The organism is Prevotella sp. MA2016 (genome assembly GCF_000619825.1).
In the GTDB taxonomy this organism is placed as follows: domain Bacteria; phylum Bacteroidota; class Bacteroidia; order Bacteroidales; family Bacteroidaceae; genus Prevotella.
The window spans coordinates 103804-124560 of the sequence record NZ_JHUW01000008.1; the positions used below are offsets into that span (position 1 = coordinate 103804).

At 46.0% G+C, this 20757-nt stretch carries 13 protein-coding genes; 7 read left to right on the top strand and 6 right to left on the bottom strand.

The window, feature by feature from the left end; translation table 11 throughout:
* Positions 1–5 precede the first annotated feature (5 nt).
* The 4 genes from T360_RS0104760 to T360_RS16705 all read right to left on the bottom strand — a co-directional run bounded on the left by T360_RS0104760 (position 6) and on the right by T360_RS16705 (position 6157).
* The gene (locus T360_RS0104760; protein ID WP_028911759.1) at positions 6–1280 is read right to left on the bottom strand and encodes an AGE family epimerase/isomerase; all 1275 of its coding nucleotides are present in this window, start codon (positions 1278–1280) and stop codon (positions 6–8) included.
* A complete protein-coding gene (locus tag T360_RS0104765) occupies positions 1277–2620 on the bottom strand; it encodes an MFS transporter (protein WP_028911760.1) in 1344 nt (447 codons plus the stop codon). Before T360_RS0104765 ends, T360_RS0104760 begins: the two co-directional genes overlap by 4 nt.
* 64 nt (positions 2621–2684) lie before the next feature.
* Complete coding sequence (locus T360_RS0104770; RefSeq protein ID WP_028911761.1) at positions 2685–3845, bottom strand: glycosidase; 1161 nt, start codon at positions 3843–3845, stop codon at positions 2685–2687.
* A gap of 26 nt (positions 3846–3871) precedes the next feature.
* Positions 3872–6157, bottom strand: a complete 2286-nt coding sequence (locus T360_RS16705) for a glycosyl hydrolase (RefSeq protein ID WP_081772691.1) — start codon at positions 6155–6157, stop codon at positions 3872–3874.
* Positions 6158–6683: 526 nt separating this feature from the next.
* Here T360_RS16705 and T360_RS0104780 point away from each other — a divergent pair.
* Positions 6684–7361 carry a hypothetical protein gene (locus T360_RS0104780; protein WP_155949383.1) on the top strand — a complete coding sequence of 226 codons (678 nt, stop codon included), beginning with the start codon at positions 6684–6686 and terminating at the stop codon, positions 7359–7361.
* A gap of 5 nt (positions 7362–7366) precedes the next feature.
* On the opposite strand, the gene T360_RS0104785 is transcribed toward T360_RS0104780, so the two are convergent.
* Complete coding sequence (locus T360_RS0104785; protein WP_231488092.1) at positions 7367–8101, bottom strand: ATPase; 735 nt, start codon at positions 8099–8101, stop codon at positions 7367–7369.
* A gap of 234 nt (positions 8102–8335) precedes the next feature.
* Between T360_RS0104785 and T360_RS0104790 the strand changes: the two genes are divergently transcribed.
* The 6 genes from T360_RS0104790 to T360_RS15700 all read left to right on the top strand — a co-directional run bounded on the left by T360_RS0104790 (position 8336) and on the right by T360_RS15700 (position 18629).
* A complete protein-coding gene (locus T360_RS0104790; protein WP_028911764.1) occupies positions 8336–10678 on the top strand; it encodes a mechanosensitive ion channel family protein in 2343 nt (780 codons plus the stop codon).
* A 74-nt stretch (positions 10679–10752) separates the two neighbouring features.
* Entirely contained in the window at positions 10753–11505 is a 753-nt protein-coding gene (gene kdsA / locus T360_RS0104795; RefSeq protein WP_036928968.1) for a 3-deoxy-8-phosphooctulonate synthase, read from the top strand.
* Complete coding sequence (locus T360_RS0104800) at positions 11505–12455, top strand: SIS domain-containing protein (RefSeq protein ID WP_028911766.1); 951 nt, start codon at positions 11505–11507, stop codon at positions 12453–12455. Before kdsA ends, T360_RS0104800 begins: the two co-directional genes overlap by 1 nt.
* The gene (locus T360_RS0104805) at positions 12452–16234 is read left to right on the top strand and encodes an AraC family transcriptional regulator (RefSeq protein WP_036928885.1); all 3783 of its coding nucleotides are present in this window, start codon (positions 12452–12454) and stop codon (positions 16232–16234) included. The genes T360_RS0104800 and T360_RS0104805 overlap by 4 nt, the downstream gene beginning before the upstream one ends.
* Entirely contained in the window at positions 16231–17466 is a 1236-nt protein-coding gene (locus T360_RS0104810; protein ID WP_028911768.1) for a phosphatidylserine/phosphatidylglycerophosphate/cardiolipin synthase family protein, read from the top strand. Before T360_RS0104805 ends, T360_RS0104810 begins: the two co-directional genes overlap by 4 nt.
* Before the next feature lie 8 nt (positions 17467–17474).
* Positions 17475–18629 carry an acyltransferase family protein gene (locus T360_RS15700; RefSeq protein ID WP_051523372.1) on the top strand — a complete coding sequence of 385 codons (1155 nt, stop codon included), beginning with the start codon at positions 17475–17477 and terminating at the stop codon, positions 18627–18629.
* Here T360_RS15700 and T360_RS0104820 read toward each other — a convergent pair.
* A complete protein-coding gene (locus tag T360_RS0104820) occupies positions 18574–20754 on the bottom strand; it encodes a tetratricopeptide repeat protein (RefSeq protein ID WP_197019267.1) in 2181 nt (726 codons plus the stop codon). The two genes, T360_RS15700 and T360_RS0104820, sit on opposite strands and share 56 nt — an antisense overlap.
* Positions 20755–20757: the final 3 nt, after the last annotated feature.

Below are 20757 nucleotides of genomic sequence, written 5' to 3' on the forward strand. Positions count from 1 at the left end.
TTTTTTTATCTCTCTATGATTTCTAGACACATGCGCGAATTGTGATACGGACATTTCCAGAAACCGGCTTTGTCGTCTTTTGTGTTCAGCAAGCCGTTGGCATGCCTGCTCCAGTACCACTCACCGTGTTCGTAATCAATCAGCTGTTTTTTGATATAATGCCAGCATTTTTCAGCACGATTCAGGGCCTCTTCATCGCCGAAATGCTGCCAGATATTATACCAGCCCACCACGTTCTCGGCCTGTACCCACCAGTGCAGATCATCATCCACATAGCCTGTATCCAGATTGGCCTCATGTATCAGCGAGCCGTCGGGTCGCAAACCCTTCGCCGATGCCTGTGCAACCGCTTGTACAATAGGCTCCACCTTGTTCAGCACCTGCTGGTCGCCCAGCACCAGAGCCGCCTCGTGCAACAGCCACGAGCACTCAATATCATGCCCATAGCTCTCCAGATGTCCTGCACCTCGTGTCCAGTCCATACCAAAGAACAAATCCAGGTGATTTGTATCCTTATTCAGAATCTTATCTGTAAAAATATCTACCAAGTTTCTCAGCGCCCCTTCCACCTCGCTGATGGTCTGTGGCGGCACACTGATTCCCACAGGCAGCACAGAGCCGATGGCCGACACATAGTCGCACGACTCCTGCGCCTGCGCCTCTTTCAGACATCTCAGCAGGTTGGTATAAGGCTCGATAATATGCAAGTGGGTGTTTTGCGATTTGGGGTAGTTGGCATCCAGATCCGACAGGCGCATATCCGCAATCTCGCCCCACTCGCGTGTGCAGGCCTCGATATAGCCGTTATGTTCCCTGTCGAAGGCATGTTCCTCGATACAGTCATACAGGTCCAGCGCATAGTCCAGCGCCTCTCTGTCGCCCGTTGCTCGGGCATATTCCGTCAGTCCGTAAATCATAAAGCCGATGGCATAAAACTGCTTCTTGGTGTCCAGTGGGTTCCCCTCGCAATCTACGCTCCAGTACACGCCTCCATACTCCTGATCGATAAAATGCTCAATGATATAGTCCTTGGCTCTGGTAGCCGCCTCCAGGTATTCCGGATGTTTCAGCACCCGAAAAGCCGCCGAGAACGCCCAGAGGATACGAGCATTCAGGATAGCCCCCTTCTCAGCCTCGGGGTGCAGTTCGCCGTCATGGGCCATGCGCCCGTAAAAGCCCCCATGCTCATAGTCCATCATCTGGTTGAGCCAGAAACGCAGGATGTTATTCTCCAGCACGTCCTGCATCTCGCGCTTCATCATATCAACACGTCCGTTCATTTCTTAATCGGATAAATCCAAGTCAGTACAATAATCAATCCTGCGATGATAGCAGGGAATAGCGAGAACAGACTCCATACCATCGAGAGTACCGAACTGGTAATCGAGGCAGGGTCAACCATGGTGTTACCCATCTCATCCGTAATCATACTGGCACCAGCCAGACCTAAGAAGAGGGCTACCAGCGAGCCCGAGATGGCCGTACCGAACTTCTGCGCCATGGTTCCCGACGAGAAGATCAAGCCAGTCGATGACGTACCGTTTTTCTCCGTAGCATAGTCGGCCACATCGGCATACATACTCCACAACAAGGGCGAATACAAGCCGATGCCCACCGATGTGAGCACCACCAGTGCCACCATCACCCAGATATAGGCGGGATCCATGGGCACGAAGAAGAAAGCTACCGAAAAAACCACACAAATCAGCGCAGCCGCCATAAAGGCATTACGCTTCGACCCTATCAGTTGGGTGAACTTTGGCGACACACCACCGAAAATCATGCAAGTCAGCTCACCAAAGGTCATAAACACGGTGTAGTTGATAATCAGTCCACTCACCGTCACATCCCCATGCAGACAGTATTCCAACAGATAGCCAGCCACAGCGTAGCGGAATCCGTTAAAAAAGTTTGTACAAATACCAATCAGTGTCAGGATAATCCAGGGTTTATTCTTAAACAAGTCGCCGAACTGTTTAAACGAGAATTTCTCGGCGCGTACCGGCTTCAGACGCTCCTTGGTCAGGAATCCGCAAGCCAACGTTCCGGCAGCTGCCAGCACACCAAAGAAAGCACCCAGCACCGCATACTGGTGCTGCTCGGTGCCACCCACCAGTCGCTGCAGGTAGGGAAACGACAACAGGGTTACAAATCCCATAGCATAAGCGCCCACCATACGGAAACTCGAGAACTGATTTTTTTCATTGTCGTCATCTGTCATCACACCCAGCAGCGAGCCATAAGGCACGTTCACAGCAGTGTACATCGCCATCATCAGCAGATACAGACTGTAAGCCCAGATGCGCTTGCCCGTCAGTCCGAAGTCAGGCGTATAGAGCAGCAGGGCAAACACTAGTCCGAAGGGGATAGCGCCAAATATCAGCCAGGGGCGATACGTGCCCCATTTGCTCTGTGTACGGTCGGCGAGCGAGCCCATCAACGGGTCGGTCACCACATCAAACATACGTGCTATCAGCATCAGTGTCGCTGCATCAGCAAACGTCAGTCCAAACACATTTGTAAAAAACAGCGGGAAGGCTATCGACATAATTTTCCATGTGATACCCCCAGCAGCTGCATCGCCCAAGGCGTAACCTATTTTCTCCTTTAACGTCGCCATAATGTTATTGTTTTTTCCTACAGATTATCATTCCTCTGTATCTTTGTAACTCTGTGTTTAAAAATTACTTACGATTCTTTGCTATCAGTTTCTTGATGGTCTCTACGCTTGCAGCGGTATAATAGCCATCCTCAGGGGTGTTCATACAGTAATCGATCAGTTTATCGATGGTCGATGTAGCCACGTGCATACGCGTGTCGGCCGAGGCATAGTAAATAAACACCTTTCCATCCTCGTCAGCAATCCAACCATTTGCAAAAGCCACGTTCATTACGTCACCATAGTACTCACTTCCCTCAGGCACTAGGAAGTAGCCACCAGGGCGCGCAATCACCTGCGTGGGGTCATTGAGTGCTGTCATATACATGTACAGCACATAACGTAGTCCGTCGGCCGTAGCACGCACACCATGCGCCAGATGCAGCCAACCTTTGGGCGTTTTGATGGGATGCGGACCCTCGCCATTCTTCACTTCGGTAATCGTATGGTATTTACGCTCGTAGATAATCTTCTCGTCGTGAATTTCAGCATGCGTGATGTCATCCACAAGCGCCCAACCAATACCGCCACCGCTACCAGTATCAATAAAACCATCCTGCGGACGGGTGTAGAACGCATATTTTCCTTTCACAAACTCAGGGTGCAGCACCACGTTACGCTGCTGGCTCTTGGTTTTCAAGTCAGGTAATCGGTACCAGTTTTTCAAATCTTTGGTACGCGCTATACCCGCAGTAGCCGTTGCAGCACTCAGGTCGCCAGGCTGCGAGTCGTCGTGACGCTCAGCACAGAACACGCCGTATATCCAGCCATCCTCATGCTGTGTCAGTCGCATATCATAAACATTGGTAGCAGGCACCACATCATCCGGCATGGTGATAGGCTCATCCCAGAAACGGAAGTTGTCGATACCATTCGGACTCTCAGCCACAGCAAAGTAACTCTTGCGGTCAGCCCCCTCTACACGCACCACCAAACAATACTTTCCCTGCCATTTGATAGCACCTGCGTTCAGTGTGGCATTACACATAATACGCTGCATCAGATAAGGGTTGTCGTGCTCATCAAAGTCGTACTTCCACTCCAGGGGCACATGTTCAGCCGTCACCACCGGGTTCTTGTACTTCTCGTAAATACCATTTCCCCACTCCAGGGGTTCGTTCTTTTTCGCAAGCAGCTCCTCATGATGTTTTCTCAGAGCCGCCACCTTCTGTTCAAACTCGCTCATATTTTATTTTTTATTTTTTTATTCTTTTATTTTTTTATTCTTCCCAAAAACATCACGTTCTGGGCCTCCTTAAACGCTTTGCGGTAGTCATCCCCACAGGGTGTGCCCGGCACTGGTCCGAACCACTCCTTCTCGTAGTTGCGCCACAATAGGAAATAGCTGATGGGATATTTATCCATCTGTGGTTTCAGCACTCTGCTGAACCAGGTGGCGTCAGGGATATTCTTAAAGCCACACTCCGTCATCGCCAACAGTTTACCGTTATTCTTGGCAAACTGTGTCAGGAATGTCAGGTCGCTGTTCACGGCCTTGATAAAATCCTGCTCCGAGCCCCACTGATAGGCATCCTCACCTATCAGCGTCACGCGGTCGTTACCCGGGTAGCGCTGCATAAAGCGCTCCAGCGTCCAGCCACCATCCAGATTGGGCGAGTAGCTCCACAACAGGTTACTGAATCCACGCGCGTTCATTTCATCCTGTAGCAGGTTCCAAAGCGCCTTGAATTCGCTGTCGCTGCACAGTTTCTGTCCCCACCAGAACCACGAGCCGTTGTTCTCATGCCAGGGACGGAAGATGATGGGCACCGGCTGTCCGGCTTCATCCTTCAGACTTTCGAGGAAGTCGGCCAAGCGGGCCATCCACACTTTAAACAGGTCCGCCTTCACACCACCAGGCAGGATACTCTTTACCACCTTGTTGCTGGTCACATCCCAGGCCGTTCCGCCCGTCAGCGGGTTACGTGGATGCCAACTGATAGTCACCACGCCCCCACGCTTCACATGGGCCAGCAGTTCATCGTGTATGCGGGTAAAGGGCACGCTGTCCAGGTTCTTCTCATCCCCCATCTCTATGCCGCCAAGCTCAAAGCCCATCACAGCAGGATAGTCGCCCACGGTCAGTTTCACGTCGCTCTTACCATCCTCGTAGGCCCAACCGATACCGTAGAACGGATCGTCCTGATGCCCAGCCATGTAACCTTTCTGTTGCAGACTCGTCAGTCTGTCGGCCAACTGCGTGGCTGTCGTCTGTTTCAACTCTTTCAGCAACCAAGCCTCCCAAGTGTCCCATTGCTCCTGATGCCAGAAGTGCCATGTTGCCTGATAAGGCTTTATCTCCTTCGGTCCCTTCACACTATTATAAGTAGCCCAGGCACTGGTAGGAGGCACCACGTCGTCGTTATAGCCAAACGAGAACCAACCCTTCTGTCCCCCATCAATCAGTCGCGCAAAATTCACGCCATCATAATATCTCGAGACCTCAATTCTTCCACTCTTCCCTTCTTCCACTCTTCCACTCTTATAAAAGTAATGTGGCCATCCGCAGGCAGCTCCATTCAGCGAGTTCGTATGGTCGCAAAGCGCCGCATGCACAGGTGCATAACAGGTGAAGCGTTTGTCCAAACCAGCAGACGCCAACGTCAGGAATCCTCCTTGACTCGAGCCCGTCACACCAGCTTTCTGCCCATCCCATGGCGTATACTGCTCAATATAGTCCATCGCACGGATACAGCCTATGATAACATGGTGGTAGTAGTGCTTGTCGCGATGGTCCATATTAAACTCCCAGTAGCCCTGCAGCGCACCGTTTCCCAGGTTGTCATACACCCCCTGCTCCATCGTCACAGGAATACCATGAATACCAATCTCCAGGGTAATCACCCCTTGCGAAGCCGTATATACATCCCCCCCATAGGGACGCACACCAGCACCGGGCACACGCAACAAGGCGGGATATTTTCCCTCGCGCACGGGCACGCATAATATGCCATAGGTACGCGAGCCCCAGCGTTCGTTGTTAAAGCTTACTTCATATACGTTTACGTCCTTCGTACAACGCTCAGGCAGCAAACGTTTGGTAGGGTTCAGGTCGGTTTTTCGGGCTGCCGCAATCGACTGCTGCCAGAACTGCTCAAAATCCTGTGGCATCACGGTCGATGGTTGCAGTTTCTCCGGACTAAACGCAGCGCCACATGCCCCGCGGTAATCCTTGCCATTCACATGGGCAGTCACATCCAGTCGGTAGAATCCCGGTTTTGTCATCTTGCCCTGCAGTTTCAGCACGCCATCCTTCAGTACCACGCTTTTGTGGATATCCTGATACATCTCAGGTCCCATGGCATAGTCGATAGCCACATTTTTCACCAGCGCCCCCTCCTGGCGCACCTCTACAGTAAAGGTCACCTTATCACCAGTATCATAGCGCCAATCAGCATGGTCGGGTTCCACAGTCACCACGACACTATTTCCACGTATTTGTGCACACAGATTTATGACTGTTACTAAGCATAATGTGATTAATAATAATTTCTTCATAACTTTTAGCTATTCGATATCGGGTGCAAAGATACGATATCTTTCTGAAACTCCAATACTTTTTTTTGCTCAATCATTATACTTTTTCACCAAGAAAAAAAGTACATCTAACAGAATATCAAAAAATGCGACCACATATCGTTAATTATTCTAAAAACACAAATATGTTTACGCATAATTAGCAATTAAATATGTAATTTTGCAATTTGGAATTAATACATATCACTATATGGAGAAAAAAGATTTTATCTACATTTGTACCAAAGCAGCGGCTGGTATAATAGTGGCGATTGGCTTTTTTGCCGCAGTCCCAATGATTATGCTGGCCATGGAAATTATTGGTGCCAGAATGGCTCCTGAGAACATGGAACTACCATTCACATTAAAACGATTCGGACTTGACGAAATTGAAGCAAACACCCCCGGAATGCTCACAACTTATGTCATATCCTTGTTCATAACCTTATCAGCAGTTTTCTATACTTTGCTACATTCATTGATGCGTTCTGCTTTCCAATTCAAGCCAATGAAGCGAATTGAGCAGATCATTGTAGGAGGTATATTCTTGATATCACTCTTCACACTGGTTTCTACTACTAAAAATATTTTAGAGGCCAGTTCGAAAGCATTATTAGCAGAGGAGGAGAATCGCAACACCTATATGGGAGCTCAGATGGATGAGTTTAGTAAGAATTATCTCATAAAAAATGGTTGGACACTAGTGAAGCATGAGTATTGTAACGACAGCTACGTACGAAAAGGCGAATTCTACACAGGCGACCCAGAACATCCATATCTTGATGCTTGGAATCCTGCTGGACAACAAATTTACCACGCCGAAAAGCGTCAGCCAGTAGAACCAGGTACCTATCGCATTATTTGCAGTGCACGTGCAGAAGGCAACGGATGCTACATTTTTGCGACGACAACCAGTAAGAAGAGTGGCTTAAAACTTGTTGAAGTTCCTCATTACGGCAACACAGGTGGTGAATTGTGGGACAATGCTCCTGAAGGCTCAGACATCAAGGAGGCCAATAACGGCGAAGGATTCGGATGGAGCAAAGTAGTTGTTACAATTGAAGTTAAAGACACCGACACACTGGTGTTTGGTGTAACAACAGACTCCAGCTTCACCGGCAAGCCTTATAATTCTAAGTGGTTCTCTGCTGCCGACTTCGAAGTAGAGCGAATCAATATTGACTAAAGCATTTAAGAGTTCTGATGGTAGGTTATCAAACCTTCCATCGGACTTTTTAATATAGTACCTACACGATAGCCTAGTGTTTGCAGCACTAGGCTTAATTGTGTACGATAATACCAAGCTATACTACCTACAAACGAAACAGGAAGTTCACGACGACCGTAACGTGACAAGTGCAGATTGGCAAAATCACTAAAAGTGCTATAAACCATATCCCGTATCCCATCATCATCAAGATGACGGTAAACAAATTCAGAAAGAGATGCTAAAAAACGATTTGGCTGAGGCTGACGATACACCTTATCAATGATATCCGCCAAATGTAGCCCAGTCTCTTGCTCAAAAAGCATACGCATATGCTGTGACAACACACCAGTATAAATATCATGAACCAAGTGCTTGCCTAATACTGCACCGCTACCCTCATCGCCAATAATATATCCCAAAGCAGGTGTATTATGAACGATGTTCTTTCCGTCGAAAATACAGGAGTTTGCACCTGTACCAAGAATACAAGCTATTCCCCAAGTATGACCACACAAAGCACGTGCAGCCCCTAGCATATCGCTATGAGCTTCAATGGTAGCTGCAGTTGGAAATGCTTCTCGCAGCAAATCTATCATACGCTTCTCAACTTCAGGGCGCACACCACTTCCATAAAAAAATACATCTGTAACCTTGACATCACCCAATTGTGACAACAAATCATGATTAACAACTTCACGAATCTCGTCATCAGACATATGAAACGGATTAAGCCCAACAGTATGGACCTCAATAAGCGGCGTCATGTTATCTGCGTCTATGCAAACCCAATCGGTCTTTGTACTACCACTATCGGCAATGAGAATCATAACTAAACAAATTATATAAAACAATTGATTTTGGTGCAAAAGTAATAAAAAAAAGGAGAATATGCAGAAAATAAAGAAAAAAACAGTATATTTGCAAACAAATTAATGAGCATTTTACCGAATATGAAAAGATTATTGGCATTCTGTTTTTTCGCTCTGGCCTTTGTACTAGACGCCAGTGCTGTACTGAAAGAGAAGGATTTGGAACAGACGTTGGGAATATTGCGCACAGAGTTAAAGCAATACAATAACGAGTTGGACCGTCGTTCAAGTGTACGCAGAGATCGCACAAAACGACTCATACAGCAACTTATGTCGACAATGAAACGAGCAGATCAGAATGCGTTGATGTTATACTCGCAGCAGCAAGACAATGTGTTCGACTTAACTTATGCTTGCCACGAAGCTACTCAACAATATCGTGATTTCCATCGTCAGCAGCTACCTTTCACAAGTTTCTTAGAAAAGACTGAAAGTGAAATTGCCAGGTACGACAGTTTGGTAAACCACCTACAAGGAATACCTACACGTATGATGACAAATTATGGCGCAAAAAATCGCGATTCATGCCTTGTATTAGCACGTAGTATTCGCAACAAGCTGGAAGACAATGCCAGTACTCTGAGACGCAACATATATCTTTACAACAAAGCAGAGAACCGCCTGAGTGAGTTAAACGAATATGCACACAAGCGCTATACCGACATACAGCAGAATATTTTCATTAATGGCGGTGACAGTTACCCTACCCTACTAAAGAACATAGGCCGACGCTGGCAACAAGTTAGCGACAACCTGCGTAAGAAGTATAGTTTTAATGCCAATGCCAACTCGCAATGGAGTCCGCAATGGATATTCGGCATGTTCCTTGGTATCATCTTTTATGTTATTGTCGCCATCATACTCAATTTATTATTTTTTAAATTCTTACTTCCAAGTAGAATCAAGACCGAGGAGTTCAGGAAAAAGCGCTTATGCATTATCATGGCCACTACTACAATTACCTTTGCCATCATTCAGGGTCTGGTAATCAACAACTCCAGTCAAAACTTTCTGATCATGGCATCAAATCTGCTTGTAGAGTATTCATGGCTATTGGCTGTCATCCTCATATCTCTGCTACTACGCGTTAAAGGCGATCAGATCAAGAGTGCCTTCCGTATATATGCGCCACTGATAGCGATAGGATTTATTGTCATAGGATGCCGCATTATACTCATCCCCAACGAGTTGGTCAACTTAACATTGCCACCAGTATTACTATTAAGCGCCCTATGGCAATGGAGCGTCATCAGGCGACACAATCAGAATATTCCACGTAGCGACATCTTTTACACTTACGTATCATTAATTGTTTTCGTAGCATCCGTCATATGTTCTATGGCAGGCTACACACTATTTGCTGTGCAACTCATTATATGGTGGATTATGCAGCTCACGTGTATCCTAACCATCACTTGCATCAGTCGTTACCTAGAGATATATGCAAAGCGTAAACGTTTGACAGTCAAACCAATAACAAAGACATGGGCTTACTATTTGATAGAGAAAGTGATAATCCCTGTTATGGGTGTTCACTCTATCATGCTAAGTGTTTATTGGGCAGCCAAGGTCTTCAATCTTACGGATATGTGCATGCGCATATTTATGTACAACGTCATCGATTTAGAAAACCTCAAGGTATCCATTGCCAAGCTCACCATGGTGGTCACCACATGGTTTATTTTCCGCTACATTTCAAAAACGATATTGTCATTTCTCCGAATGCATTATGAAATCAGCGACCCATCTACAGCTGCCAGCAAAGAAGTCATGGGTCGGAATGTCATTCAAGTGTTGGTATGGGGTATGTGGCTCATGTTTTCACTGTCGTTATTAAACATCAGCCTTGCGTGGTTGCTAGCCATATCGGGAGGTTTGTCAACCGGTATTGGTTTCGCTTCGAAGGATATCATTGAGAATATTTACTATGGCGCCTCGCTGATGGCTGGTCGTATCAAAGTTGGCGACTGGATTGACGTAGACGGCACTATGGGTAAGGTAGTATCAATCAGTTACACTTCAACAGTGGTGGAATCCATTTTGGGGGAAGTTATTACATTCCAAAACGCACAATTGTTTACCAAGAATTACAAAAATCTGACACGCAACCACGGTTACGTTTTGGCAGTTGTTCCATTCGGAGTTGCATATGGCGCGAACCTTAAGGAGGTAACTAACATGATTGAAGAAGCAGTAAACAGCATGCACCATCAGTATCTTGATCCCGAGAAACAGGCAAAGGTAGTTGTATCCGAGATGGCAGATTCCAGCGTGAATTTCAAGTTGACAGTATGGACCGAGGCTCCCAAGCGTTCGGTTGTTGTCAGCGACATGTTAAAATGCATCTATAATACGCTGAATGAACATAATATCTCTATACCATTCCCTCAGCGAGATATACATATCATACAAAATCCACAGTAAAACTGAATTATTTTATAAATAATTTGGCAAATTTATAGAAAATGCGTATTTTTGCAGCATAAATTATGAGCAACATGACAACTATTATAGCAGGTCCATGTGTTATCGAGTCGGCAGAACTGCTTGACACGGTAGCAAAGAAATTGTTGAGTATCAACAAAAAGCATGGCACAGATATTATTTTCAAAGCATCGTTTGATAAGGCTAACCGTACTTCTATCACCTCATTTCGAGGTCCTGGTATTGATCGCGGTCTGCAAATGTTGGCTGACATCAAATCAAAATACGGATTACGCATACTTACAGACATCCATGAGAGTTGGCAGGCACAACCTGTTGGCGAAGTATGCGACGTCATACAAATCCCAGCCTTTCTGTGTCGCCAGACAGACTTGATTGTAGCTGCAGCAAGAACAGGTGCAATAGTAAACATCAAAAAAGCCCAATTCTTGTCAGGAAAAGACATGGTCTATCCAGTTGGCAAGGCTAAAGATGCAGGCGCCAAAGAAGTCTGGTTAACTGAGCGCGGCAATATGATGGGTTACAACAATTTGGTGGTTGATTTCCGCAATATCCCCGATATGTTGGAGATAGTCCCCACAGTTATTATGGACTGTACCCATAGTGTCCAGCGCCCTGGTGGAAGTAACGGCAAAACAGGAGGCGACCGTCGTTTCGTTCCTCAAATGGCCCTGGCAGCCAAAGCATTTGGTGCTACCGGTTATTTCTTCGAAGTACACCCTACTCCTGATCAAGGCCTTAGCGATGCCGCCAACATGTTAGAGCTCGACAAACTCGAGAGTCTAGTACAAAAACTATTAGCATAATGAAGACAATAAGAGATATCGCTATACAATGCATAAAGGATGAAGCGGAAGCTGTATTAAGCCTCATTCCGCAATTGGATGAAAACTTTGACCATGCAGTGGAACTGATTCTGAACTGCAAAGGCAAAGTTATCGTAACAGGTGTGGGCAAAAGTGGCCATATTGGTGCAAAAATTGCCGCAACGTTATCAAGCACTGGTACTCCTTCATTTTTCACCAATCCACTGGACGTGTTCCATGGTGATTTAGGTGTGATGACACAAGATGACGTAGTACTCGCTATATCCAATTCGGGACAGACAGACGAATTGCTACGTTTCATACCAATGGTATTACACATGCAGATTCCTATCATCGGCATGAGTGGCAACCCTAAATCACTACTGGCCAAATACTCAACCTACCACTTAAACGTACAGGTTGAGAAAGAGGCATGCCCCCTGAACCTAGCTCCAACAAGTAGCACCACCGCTCAACTCACGATGGGTGATGCCCTGGCTATTGCTCTGATGGAGAAAAGAAATTTCCAGCCTCGCGACTTTGCCCAGTTCCATCCTGGCGGTGAACTAGGCAAGCGCTTATTAACAACAGCTCAGGATGTAATGCGAACAGAAGACATGCCTGTATTGCCACCAGAGATGCATCTTGGCGAAGCCATTATCTTAGTCAGCAAAGCCAAGTTAGGTCTTGGTATTGCCATGGTGGACGACAAGATTGTAGGCCTCATTACTGATGGTGATATACGCCGTGCTATGGAAAAATGGCAGGCACAATTCTTTGACCGCACTGTCAGCGACATTATGACGCGGACGCCTAAGATGGTAAAACCCGAAACAAAGATTACAGAGATTCAACGCATCATGAACAAGTATAAAGTACACTCGGTATTAGTGACCGATGGCGATAATCATTTATTGGGCGTTGTTGATCATTATTCTTGTATGTTATGAGAACGATAAAAAAACTATTACTTGTGTTACTGCTCACCATACCATTAGCTGTGGTGGCCGACTATCTGTTTAAGACACTGGAAGCCAGAGACGGTCTGACATCCAGCCAAGTAAACTGTATATTAAAAGATTCACGAGGTTATATGTGGTTTGGTACACCAGCAGGCTTATACCGCTTTGATGGCTACCATTTCCGCAATTTCCAAAGCGATTCGCAAAATGGCAGTTCATTAAGTGATAGTTATATCAACTCCATCCAAGAAACACTCGATGGCAATCTGCTCATCGAAACCGCTTCAGGCTATTGCATATACCACCCACAAACAGAGAGTTTCGAACGAGATATGAAACAAGCTTTCGCTCGTATGGGTATTGAGACTATTCCTTCGGTGGTATATGTTGATAAGCATAAAAATCTTTGGGGAGCAATACCCAACAAAGGCGTAGTATGCTATAACCAGCAACAACAAACACTACACGAATTTGGCTATACCGACGACTCAAAAGGTGTACCACAAGGTGTAGTATGCTCTATCAGCGAATGTAAAGAAGGCGCCTTGATTGTTTACGACGATGGAAAGATTGCCTGCTGCGATGTCATGCACCAGCAAAGCACGGTTTGGGTGAAAGAAGGAATCCCAGCCCTGAAAGACCATCGCACCAAATCTCTCCACGCTTTTGCCGATGTCAACGACAATATCTGGTTGTATGGACAAGGTACATTGGTGATGCTCGACAAGCAAAAGGGAATTTGGGACTATACGATGGGCCAGAAACTTGGCGTGACAGGCTTGGGCGTAGATCGTAACATCAACGGTATGGCAGGTAGCGAGGGTAGTATCTGGGTAGGTAGCGACCAGCTTGGCCTTATCCGCTTCAACCCCAACAACTACGAAGAATACGAATCAGTTCAGCCGCGAAACATCAACGACAAGCAATGGATTAAGGACAACATCAGCATACAGAGTATTTACCTTGACGACACTGGCTTGCTTTGGGTTGGAACTGAAAAATCTGGCGTAGCCTATACTGGAAAATATATCTATCGTTTTGGTTCTGACTTAAAAGGAGATATTACCGCTATGGCTCAGCATGCCGATGGCAGTATCTGGTATGGAACAAGCGACAGAGGTGTGATAGGCTTTGATGGCAAACTGGCCAGTCTGAAAGTCTCATGCATGGGCAACACGCCCGATGGTAGCATTTGGATTGGCTCCAAGCGCAATGGTCTCACACGTATCAAGGATGGAGTATCAACCATCTACTCGGTGGCAAAAGACAGCGTTCGCACTATCATTGACGATCATATCAATGCTCTTACCACAGATAAGATTGGCAACCTGTGGATAGCCACCAATGGCGGACTTCAGGTGTATAATCCAAGAATGAACTCATTCTCAAGTTACACCCGCGAGAATGGAAAGCTAAGTACAAACAGTATTACTTGCCTTTTCTACAAACAAGATGGCAATGCCAATAACTTGTTGGTAGGAACCAGTGAAGGTTTGATTATCCTAAACCTTTCTACTACAGAAAAAAAGATATATACTGGAAACAGTACAAATCTAAAGAGTTTTACCAACAATTACATCACACAGATATTCCAGGATTCTCGTGGACTCATCTGGGTTGGTACGCGTGAGGGCTTGAACATTCTGAATTTGGAAACCGATGAGCTTGACTATCTGACAGAGAAGCAGGGATTATGCAACAACAACATCTGCGGTATTGCAGAAGATAAGAATCATTGCATCTGGGTAACCACCAGCCGTGGTGTAAGCCGTATTGTCATCCAGCGTAACCACGAAGATGGTGTTAACAACTATGGACTTTACAACTATAGCACAGCAGATGGTTTACAGAGCAACGAGTTTAATACAGGCTCTATTCTCACAAAACATGATGGCGAAGTTCTGCTAGGTGGACTATATGGTGTGAACTGGGTTTTACACAGGGCTGGCGCTGAAAAGGAGGAGTTGCCACGTGTTATGCTTACACAGCTTTTTATTGGTGAAGAAGAAGTTCTTACGGGTCACGAGTACCATGGAAAGGTGATTCTGAGTCAGGCACTTAATGAGACTAGTCGTATAGACTTGAGCCACAGCCAGAACACATTCACCATCAAATTTGCAGCTGGCAACTACAACCAGAGCGAGCGCCTGCAGTTTATGTATTGGATGGAAGGTAAGGACGAGGACTGGCATCATGGAGACGCTTTGTCGCATGGAGTTACCTTCAATAACCTGAGTGCGGGCAAATACTATCTGCACGTAAAGGCTATCAATGCCGAGGGAGCAGTAAGCAACCAAGAGCGCGTGCTGGAGATAAATGTAGAACGTCATTTCTTGCTGTCGTGGTGGATGATCACTGCTTATATCATCGTACTAGCTGTCATTATCTACTTCTGGCGTATAGGTCTGAACCAGCTGAAAGCCATCAAACACAGGAAAGAGGCTGTCATTAAGGAACTGCAGTTGCAACGTGAAGAGATTAAGGCAGCAAGTGACGATTTGCGTCAGCCAATGGCCCGAATGACTTCTATCATTGGCAATCTGTCGGAAAAGGAGAAGACACTCGAAGAGAAAGAACAGCTCAATGCCCTCCACTCGCAGATGTTGCAGATTATCACCCGTGTGGCTGACATGCAGATGAATCTTGAGCATCCTGAAGAAAGAGCTAAGAACTTGGTTCAGGATAGACTGACAATAAATAGCAAGGGTGAAATTGAGCTGCCAGAAATTGCCAGTGAAGTTCTTACATCAGAATCTACCCACTCACGTGCTGCTATTGATTCGCCTACATCCAAGTTTACTGTTATCATGATTGATGACAACGAGGAATTCCTGGAGTTTGCAGCTGCCAGATTGAGATTTGTGTACAATTTCCATGTATACAATGACATAGAGAAGGCTGCAGAAGACTTGGAGCAGATGAAGTGTGATTTGGTTGTATGTAAGCAGGATATGTTTGGTATGACTGGTAGCGACTTGTGCAACCAGTTGAAGACCAACTATATCACTCAGAACATGAAGTTTATCCTGATGACCGATACCATATTGACACCTCAGGATATGCGTTCGAAGAACATCACTCTCAGCGCCGATGACTATTTAGCTAAGCCATTCAATATGCAAGAGGCCACCACCCGCTTCAACAAAGTACTGGGTCTGGGTGCCGTTCAAATGGACAGCAACCTGATTGAAGGTGCAGAAACACGCCGATTAGAGGGTCAAAGCAGCAGTATGACTACAGCTACCGAAACGATGAATGCAGGCGAAATTGAGACAACAGCTCTGACTGAGGTGAGCGCTGACGACCCAATGAACAAAGTAGATACTGTGGTTAAGAATCCTCGCAGCCAGGTTGTTTCGAACAATCTACCAGAAGGCATCAAGGGCTTTGATGACGACGAAGAAGGCGGCGGCAACGACTTCTCAATGGTAGATGCGATGGACCAGCAGTTACTGAAGAACATCGAGCAATACGTACTACAGAACATGAGCCGTGGACAGATCAGCTTGGAGGAGATGGCCAATGCCATGGGAATGGGTCGCGTACCATTCTTCCACCGTGTGCGTAGTTTAACAAACAAGACGCCTGCAGAGCTCGTAAGAGACATGCGCTTAAAACACGCTTGTATTCTGCTGAAGCGTACTAATATTAATATGAGTGAGTTGGCATCAAATATCGGATTCATGACTGCCGAGAACTTTATCAACATATTTAAGGAGAAGTTCGGCATGACGCCACTCGAATACAGATTGAAACATCGTAAATGATACTAAGCAACAAACATCAGTCAGGAATAGCAATCATGCTATTCCTGCTGATTTCTCTTACTGGAAAAGCTCAGACTAGCGACTCGCTGATAGTGAGCCAAATGAAAAGTGTAGGTATTAACTTCTCCCCCTGCAACGAAGTACAGCTAATCATGTCGGGCAAAGATAAGTTTGCCCTTTTGTTCGACGACATTCGTAAGGCCAAGAGTAGTGTACACCTTGAGTATTTCAACTTCCGCAACGATTCGATAGCATCGCTATTATTCGATATCCTACGCGAGAAGCGCAAGGAGGGTGTAGAGGTGCGCGCGCTCTTTGACGGATTTGGTAATGACTCAAACAACCAGCCATTGAAGAAACACCACATTCGCAGTCTGCGCAACGATAGCATCGACATCCATGAGTTCGACCCAGTTCGTTTTCCATGGGTAAATCATATCTGGCCTCGCGATCACCGTAAGATTGTAGTCATTGATGGGCACATCGCTTATACTGGCGGCATGAACGTGGCCGACTATTATATCGTAGGCACCAAGCAGGTGGGCGAATGGCGCGACATGCACTGCCGCATAGAAGGTCCTGTCGTAAATGAGCTACAGGAAATCTTTGCGCGTATCTGGCAGAAAGTTACCAAGGAGAAACTGCAGGATGCGAAGTATTACCAAGGCACAGAAAAGGGCAACAAGATGGTGGGCATAGCCAATCGTGAGCCCAATAAGACCAACAAGATCATGCGCCAGTTTTACATCTCTGCCCTCGACGATGCACAGGATTCCATCAAGATTATCAATCCTTATTTTACGCTCACTCCATCAGTTAAGAAAGCCATCCATCGGGCTATCAAACGTGGAGTGAAGGTTGACATTCTGGTATCTGCCAAAAGTGATATCCCGCTTACTCCCGATGCAGTATTCTACAATGTACACAAGCTCATGAAGAAAGGCGCTAATATTTGGCTTTACCAGCCCGGATTTCACCACTCCAAAATTATGATGGTAGATGGCCGTTTCTGTACTGTAGGCAGTACCAACCTTGATGCGCGCAGTCTGCGATACGATTACGAAGTGAATGCGCTGATTATCAACAAGCAGGTCACTCAGGAGTTGCAGGATATGTTTATGAGAGACACAAAGAAGAGCATACTGCTCACCCCAGAGGAGTGGGACAAATTCCGCACTGGCTGGCAGAAGTTCCGCGGATGGTTTGCTCAGTTGTTCACCCCATTTATGTAAAATAGCTCATGAATAGAAATACTGTCATATCCATCTGTAAAGGTATTGCCATCATTCTGATGGTGATAGCTCATGCCGAAGCACCTGCGTGGCTATGCAAATTTATCTTCGAGTTTCACATGCCCTTGTTTTTTATCACAGCAGGCTATTTCTTTTCGGTAAAATACCTGAATGATGAGAGCACGTTCATCAAGAAACGCATAAAGGGCCTCTACTTCCCATTCGTAAAATGGAGCGTAGTTTTCCTCATACTCCACAACCTGATGTTCAAGATAGGCATCCTGAACGAGACTTATGGCAATGAGTTGGGAGGCGTTACCCATCCCTATAGCTGGCACCAAATGCAGCAATGTTTATGGAATATAATAACTGCCATGGGAGGCTATGATGCTTTCCTCTGTGGTGCATTCTGGTTTTTCCGTGGATTGTTTGTAGCCAGCATCTTATACCTTATTATATATAAGCTGTTAGACAGCCGTATATCGTCAGCTCGATTCAAGAAGGCCATTCCATATCTCATCTGCGTCATCATGCTATTATTATGCGGATGGAAAACCTATGAAGGTTTGAAGGTGATAACCCTTGTTCAAGGTGGCTATCGCGACATGATGGGCTGTTTCTTTTTCGGATGCGGTTTCATTTTCAAGCAATATGCCGATAGCTATCAGGCTATTATCAAGCGTAACTATGCTGTTATATGGTCTAGCGTGGTGTTTGGCATTGCAGTTTACCTTTTCTCGCAATACCTCACAGCCAATATGAACTGGAGATCAAGTTTCGTTCAGTTCCTGTCTCTGCCAGTGCCAGCATTATTAGGATTCCTGATGACGTATAATATCAGCATGCTACTCGACAGAAAAGAAAACTGGATAAAACGCTTTCTGGTATATACAGGCGACCATACACTCTACATCTTTATCTTCCACATTATTGCTTACAAAGTGGTAAGTCTCATAAAGATCTGGTACTATGGTCTGGACATACGACAGATAGGATGCCACATGGTGGTACACGAACATTCGCAAGAAGATGCCTTTTGGATTCTTTACACCATTGCAGGCGTTGGCATCCCCTTGCTAGGCACCTGGTTGTCAGAGAGATGTACCATCAAAGGCCGTAAACATCAATCCAGTCAATCATCATCCGCATTTCCTCAGAAGTGATGCCTTTTTTCTCTATTAACTGACGTTCTTTGTCAAGAATCTGCAGGAGATCACTCCACCTGTCACCTTTAGGCGAAGCTTTCATCAAATAGGCACGGAAAATGCTAGCAGCCTCGTCTATCTTATTGGAGAACCAAAGGCAGAAGGCATAGTTGATACGGTCTGTATCGGCAGGTTTCTCCTGTTCCAGCAGCTGTTCATACAGTCGGCCAGCCTGGTCATATTTACCATCGCCTGTAAGTGCCCACGCCAAGACGCGAGTCACATTCAAATCGTCAGCATCCTCAAAGCTCAGACGGTACAATATCTGCTCAGCCTCATCATAACGATACAGATTGGTGAGACACACTGCCTTGTTGAGCTGATACGACTTCTTGTCGGGATTCAGTTCCAGCAATTTTCCGTATGCTTCAAGGGCCAGGCTGTATTCTTCCTGCTTAAAATGCATTTTGGCCAAAGCCAATAGTGCGCGTTCGCTCTTTGGATTCAGCTCTAGTGCTTTCTGATAGGCCTCCATAGAATCGCTGTCAAGATACCCCTTCAGCATGTAGTAATCGTAATCGAAAAGTTTCTCGTTAGAGATTACATCCAGCAGTTTTTGGGCATCCCCCTTACGCTTGCGCTTGAGCAGGAACCTTATCACCTCCATGAAATGCGTCTGGATATCGGTATCATCAAATATCGGAGCCCTCATGAACAGGGTATTATAAGTACCACTCTTTGAAAAGATGGAAACAAACTCATTGCAGACGGGATGCAAGCGGAAGAATCTGAACAGATCCTGCAGATAGATTCTACGAATATAGGCAGGTGTTGACATTTCTGATTTTTCCACCTGATGCATCATCATAGCTTCTCCACGATCCAGCATCTGGCGCACATTATCTGGAATCTGATTCAGCACCACATCAAAGGCCAGCATAAACGAATATTTATCACTATCGCAGAAGGGGCCATTCTCCATGATGTTAGTCAGGAACTTTATTTTTTTGAATTTCTCACGAGATGCAGCTATGCCAGGATGGTCCATATAGAAGGGAATGAACCAGTTGGATATTTCGTTGAAAAAGGAAAATCGCTTCATCTGCGAGAAGCCGCCGAAATAGATATCGCTGCCTTGCTTCTGCATGTCAACCATTCTACGGAAACTGCTTTCAAGTCTTTCCAGATTTTCCTCTTCGGCATTAGGATGCAGAATGTCGTTCAGCACGCTCTCTTCATCCTGATCTATGAAACCGGTACGGGTGATGTTCTGCTGATTCTTGATTAAATCAGGCAGTATCTCCTGCTCTATCGTATGGCGATCATCCTCAGCACCCAGACAATAAAATATCTGTTTCTGTAGTTCCACCAGTTCTTTCATACACTTCGGATTCTCGAGAGTTTGCGTCACCAAAGCACGCATCTCTGGATAGAGCGCCTCCTCCAGATCGTTGTTGATGGCAAACACCCACCCTACCAGAGCTCTTTGTCGCACATATTCATCGGTAGCCTGCTGATATACGTGTATCAATGTGCGAAACTTCACCATGTCATAGCAGCCCACAGAGGCCAATGTCATGGCGCTCACAATGAGTTGCTGGTCGATACTGTCGATAGTAGGCGACAGTAACAGTTGTTCAATCTCTTCACCTTGACCTTCTGTCCATAAGTCGGAAGTAAGTATGCGTGCGAACACCTCACTTATCAGTTGGAAGTGCTGCTGATGGAGCGCCTTTCTGCGTTCAGCCACGATATGAGGAGGTTCCAATTCCAGCAAAGCTATATCCGAAACAAACGCCTCGAGCTGCTCTCTGATCACCGATACTGCCCAGTCGCGAGTGCTCATATTCACTTTCATGAAAAGCGAAGCCAGCAAGGGCGATTTCAGTACCTTGGCATTGGTGGCCACATTAGCAGCCAGCACATACATGCGATGCAGCAGTTTATCGTTTAGTTTGGGCAACTGTGGATCTTTGAAACCTTTGCGCCAATAGTCTATCATCATCTGATAATCAGCCTTGATGGTATAAAGCCTATCTGAGTTCACCTGATGTGGGTGTACCAATAGATAGTCTTCCATCTCTTTGATTGCACACAACAGGTCTCTATTCGCAAGGTGCCCAAACACCATGTCTAAATTCATATC

Bases quoted from the DNA above. Each gene is read 5' to 3' on its own strand.
- T360_RS0104760 (WP_028911759.1), bottom strand. From the start codon at position 1,280: ATGAACGGACGTGTTGATATGATGAAGCGCGAGATGCAGGACGTGCTG.
- T360_RS0104765 (WP_028911760.1), bottom strand. From the start codon at position 2,620: ATGGCGACGTTAAAGGAGAAAATAGGTTACGCCTTGGGCGATGCAGCT.
- T360_RS0104770 (WP_028911761.1), bottom strand. From the start codon at position 3,845: ATGAGCGAGTTTGAACAGAAGGTGGCGGCTCTGAGAAAACATCATGAG.
- T360_RS16705 (WP_081772691.1), bottom strand. From the start codon at position 6,157: ATGAAGAAATTATTATTAATCACATTATGCTTAGTAACAGTCATAAAT.
- T360_RS0104780 (WP_155949383.1), top strand. From the start codon at position 6,684: ATGAAGCGAATTGAGCAGATCATTGTAGGAGGTATATTCTTGATATCA.
- T360_RS0104785 (WP_231488092.1), bottom strand. From the start codon at position 8,101: ATGTCTGATGACGAGATTCGTGAAGTTGTTAATCATGATTTGTTGTCA.
- T360_RS0104790 (WP_028911764.1), top strand. From the start codon at position 8,336: ATGAAAAGATTATTGGCATTCTGTTTTTTCGCTCTGGCCTTTGTACTA.
- kdsA (WP_036928968.1), top strand. From the start codon at position 10,753: ATGACAACTATTATAGCAGGTCCATGTGTTATCGAGTCGGCAGAACTG.
- T360_RS0104800 (WP_028911766.1), top strand. From the start codon at position 11,505: ATGAAGACAATAAGAGATATCGCTATACAATGCATAAAGGATGAAGCG.
- T360_RS0104805 (WP_036928885.1), top strand. From the start codon at position 12,452: ATGAGAACGATAAAAAAACTATTACTTGTGTTACTGCTCACCATACCA.
- T360_RS0104810 (WP_028911768.1), top strand. From the start codon at position 16,231: ATGATACTAAGCAACAAACATCAGTCAGGAATAGCAATCATGCTATTC.
- T360_RS15700 (WP_051523372.1), top strand. From the start codon at position 17,475: ATGAATAGAAATACTGTCATATCCATCTGTAAAGGTATTGCCATCATT.
- T360_RS0104820 (WP_197019267.1), bottom strand. From the start codon at position 20,754: ATGAATTTAGACATGGTGTTTGGGCACCTTGCGAATAGAGACCTGTTG.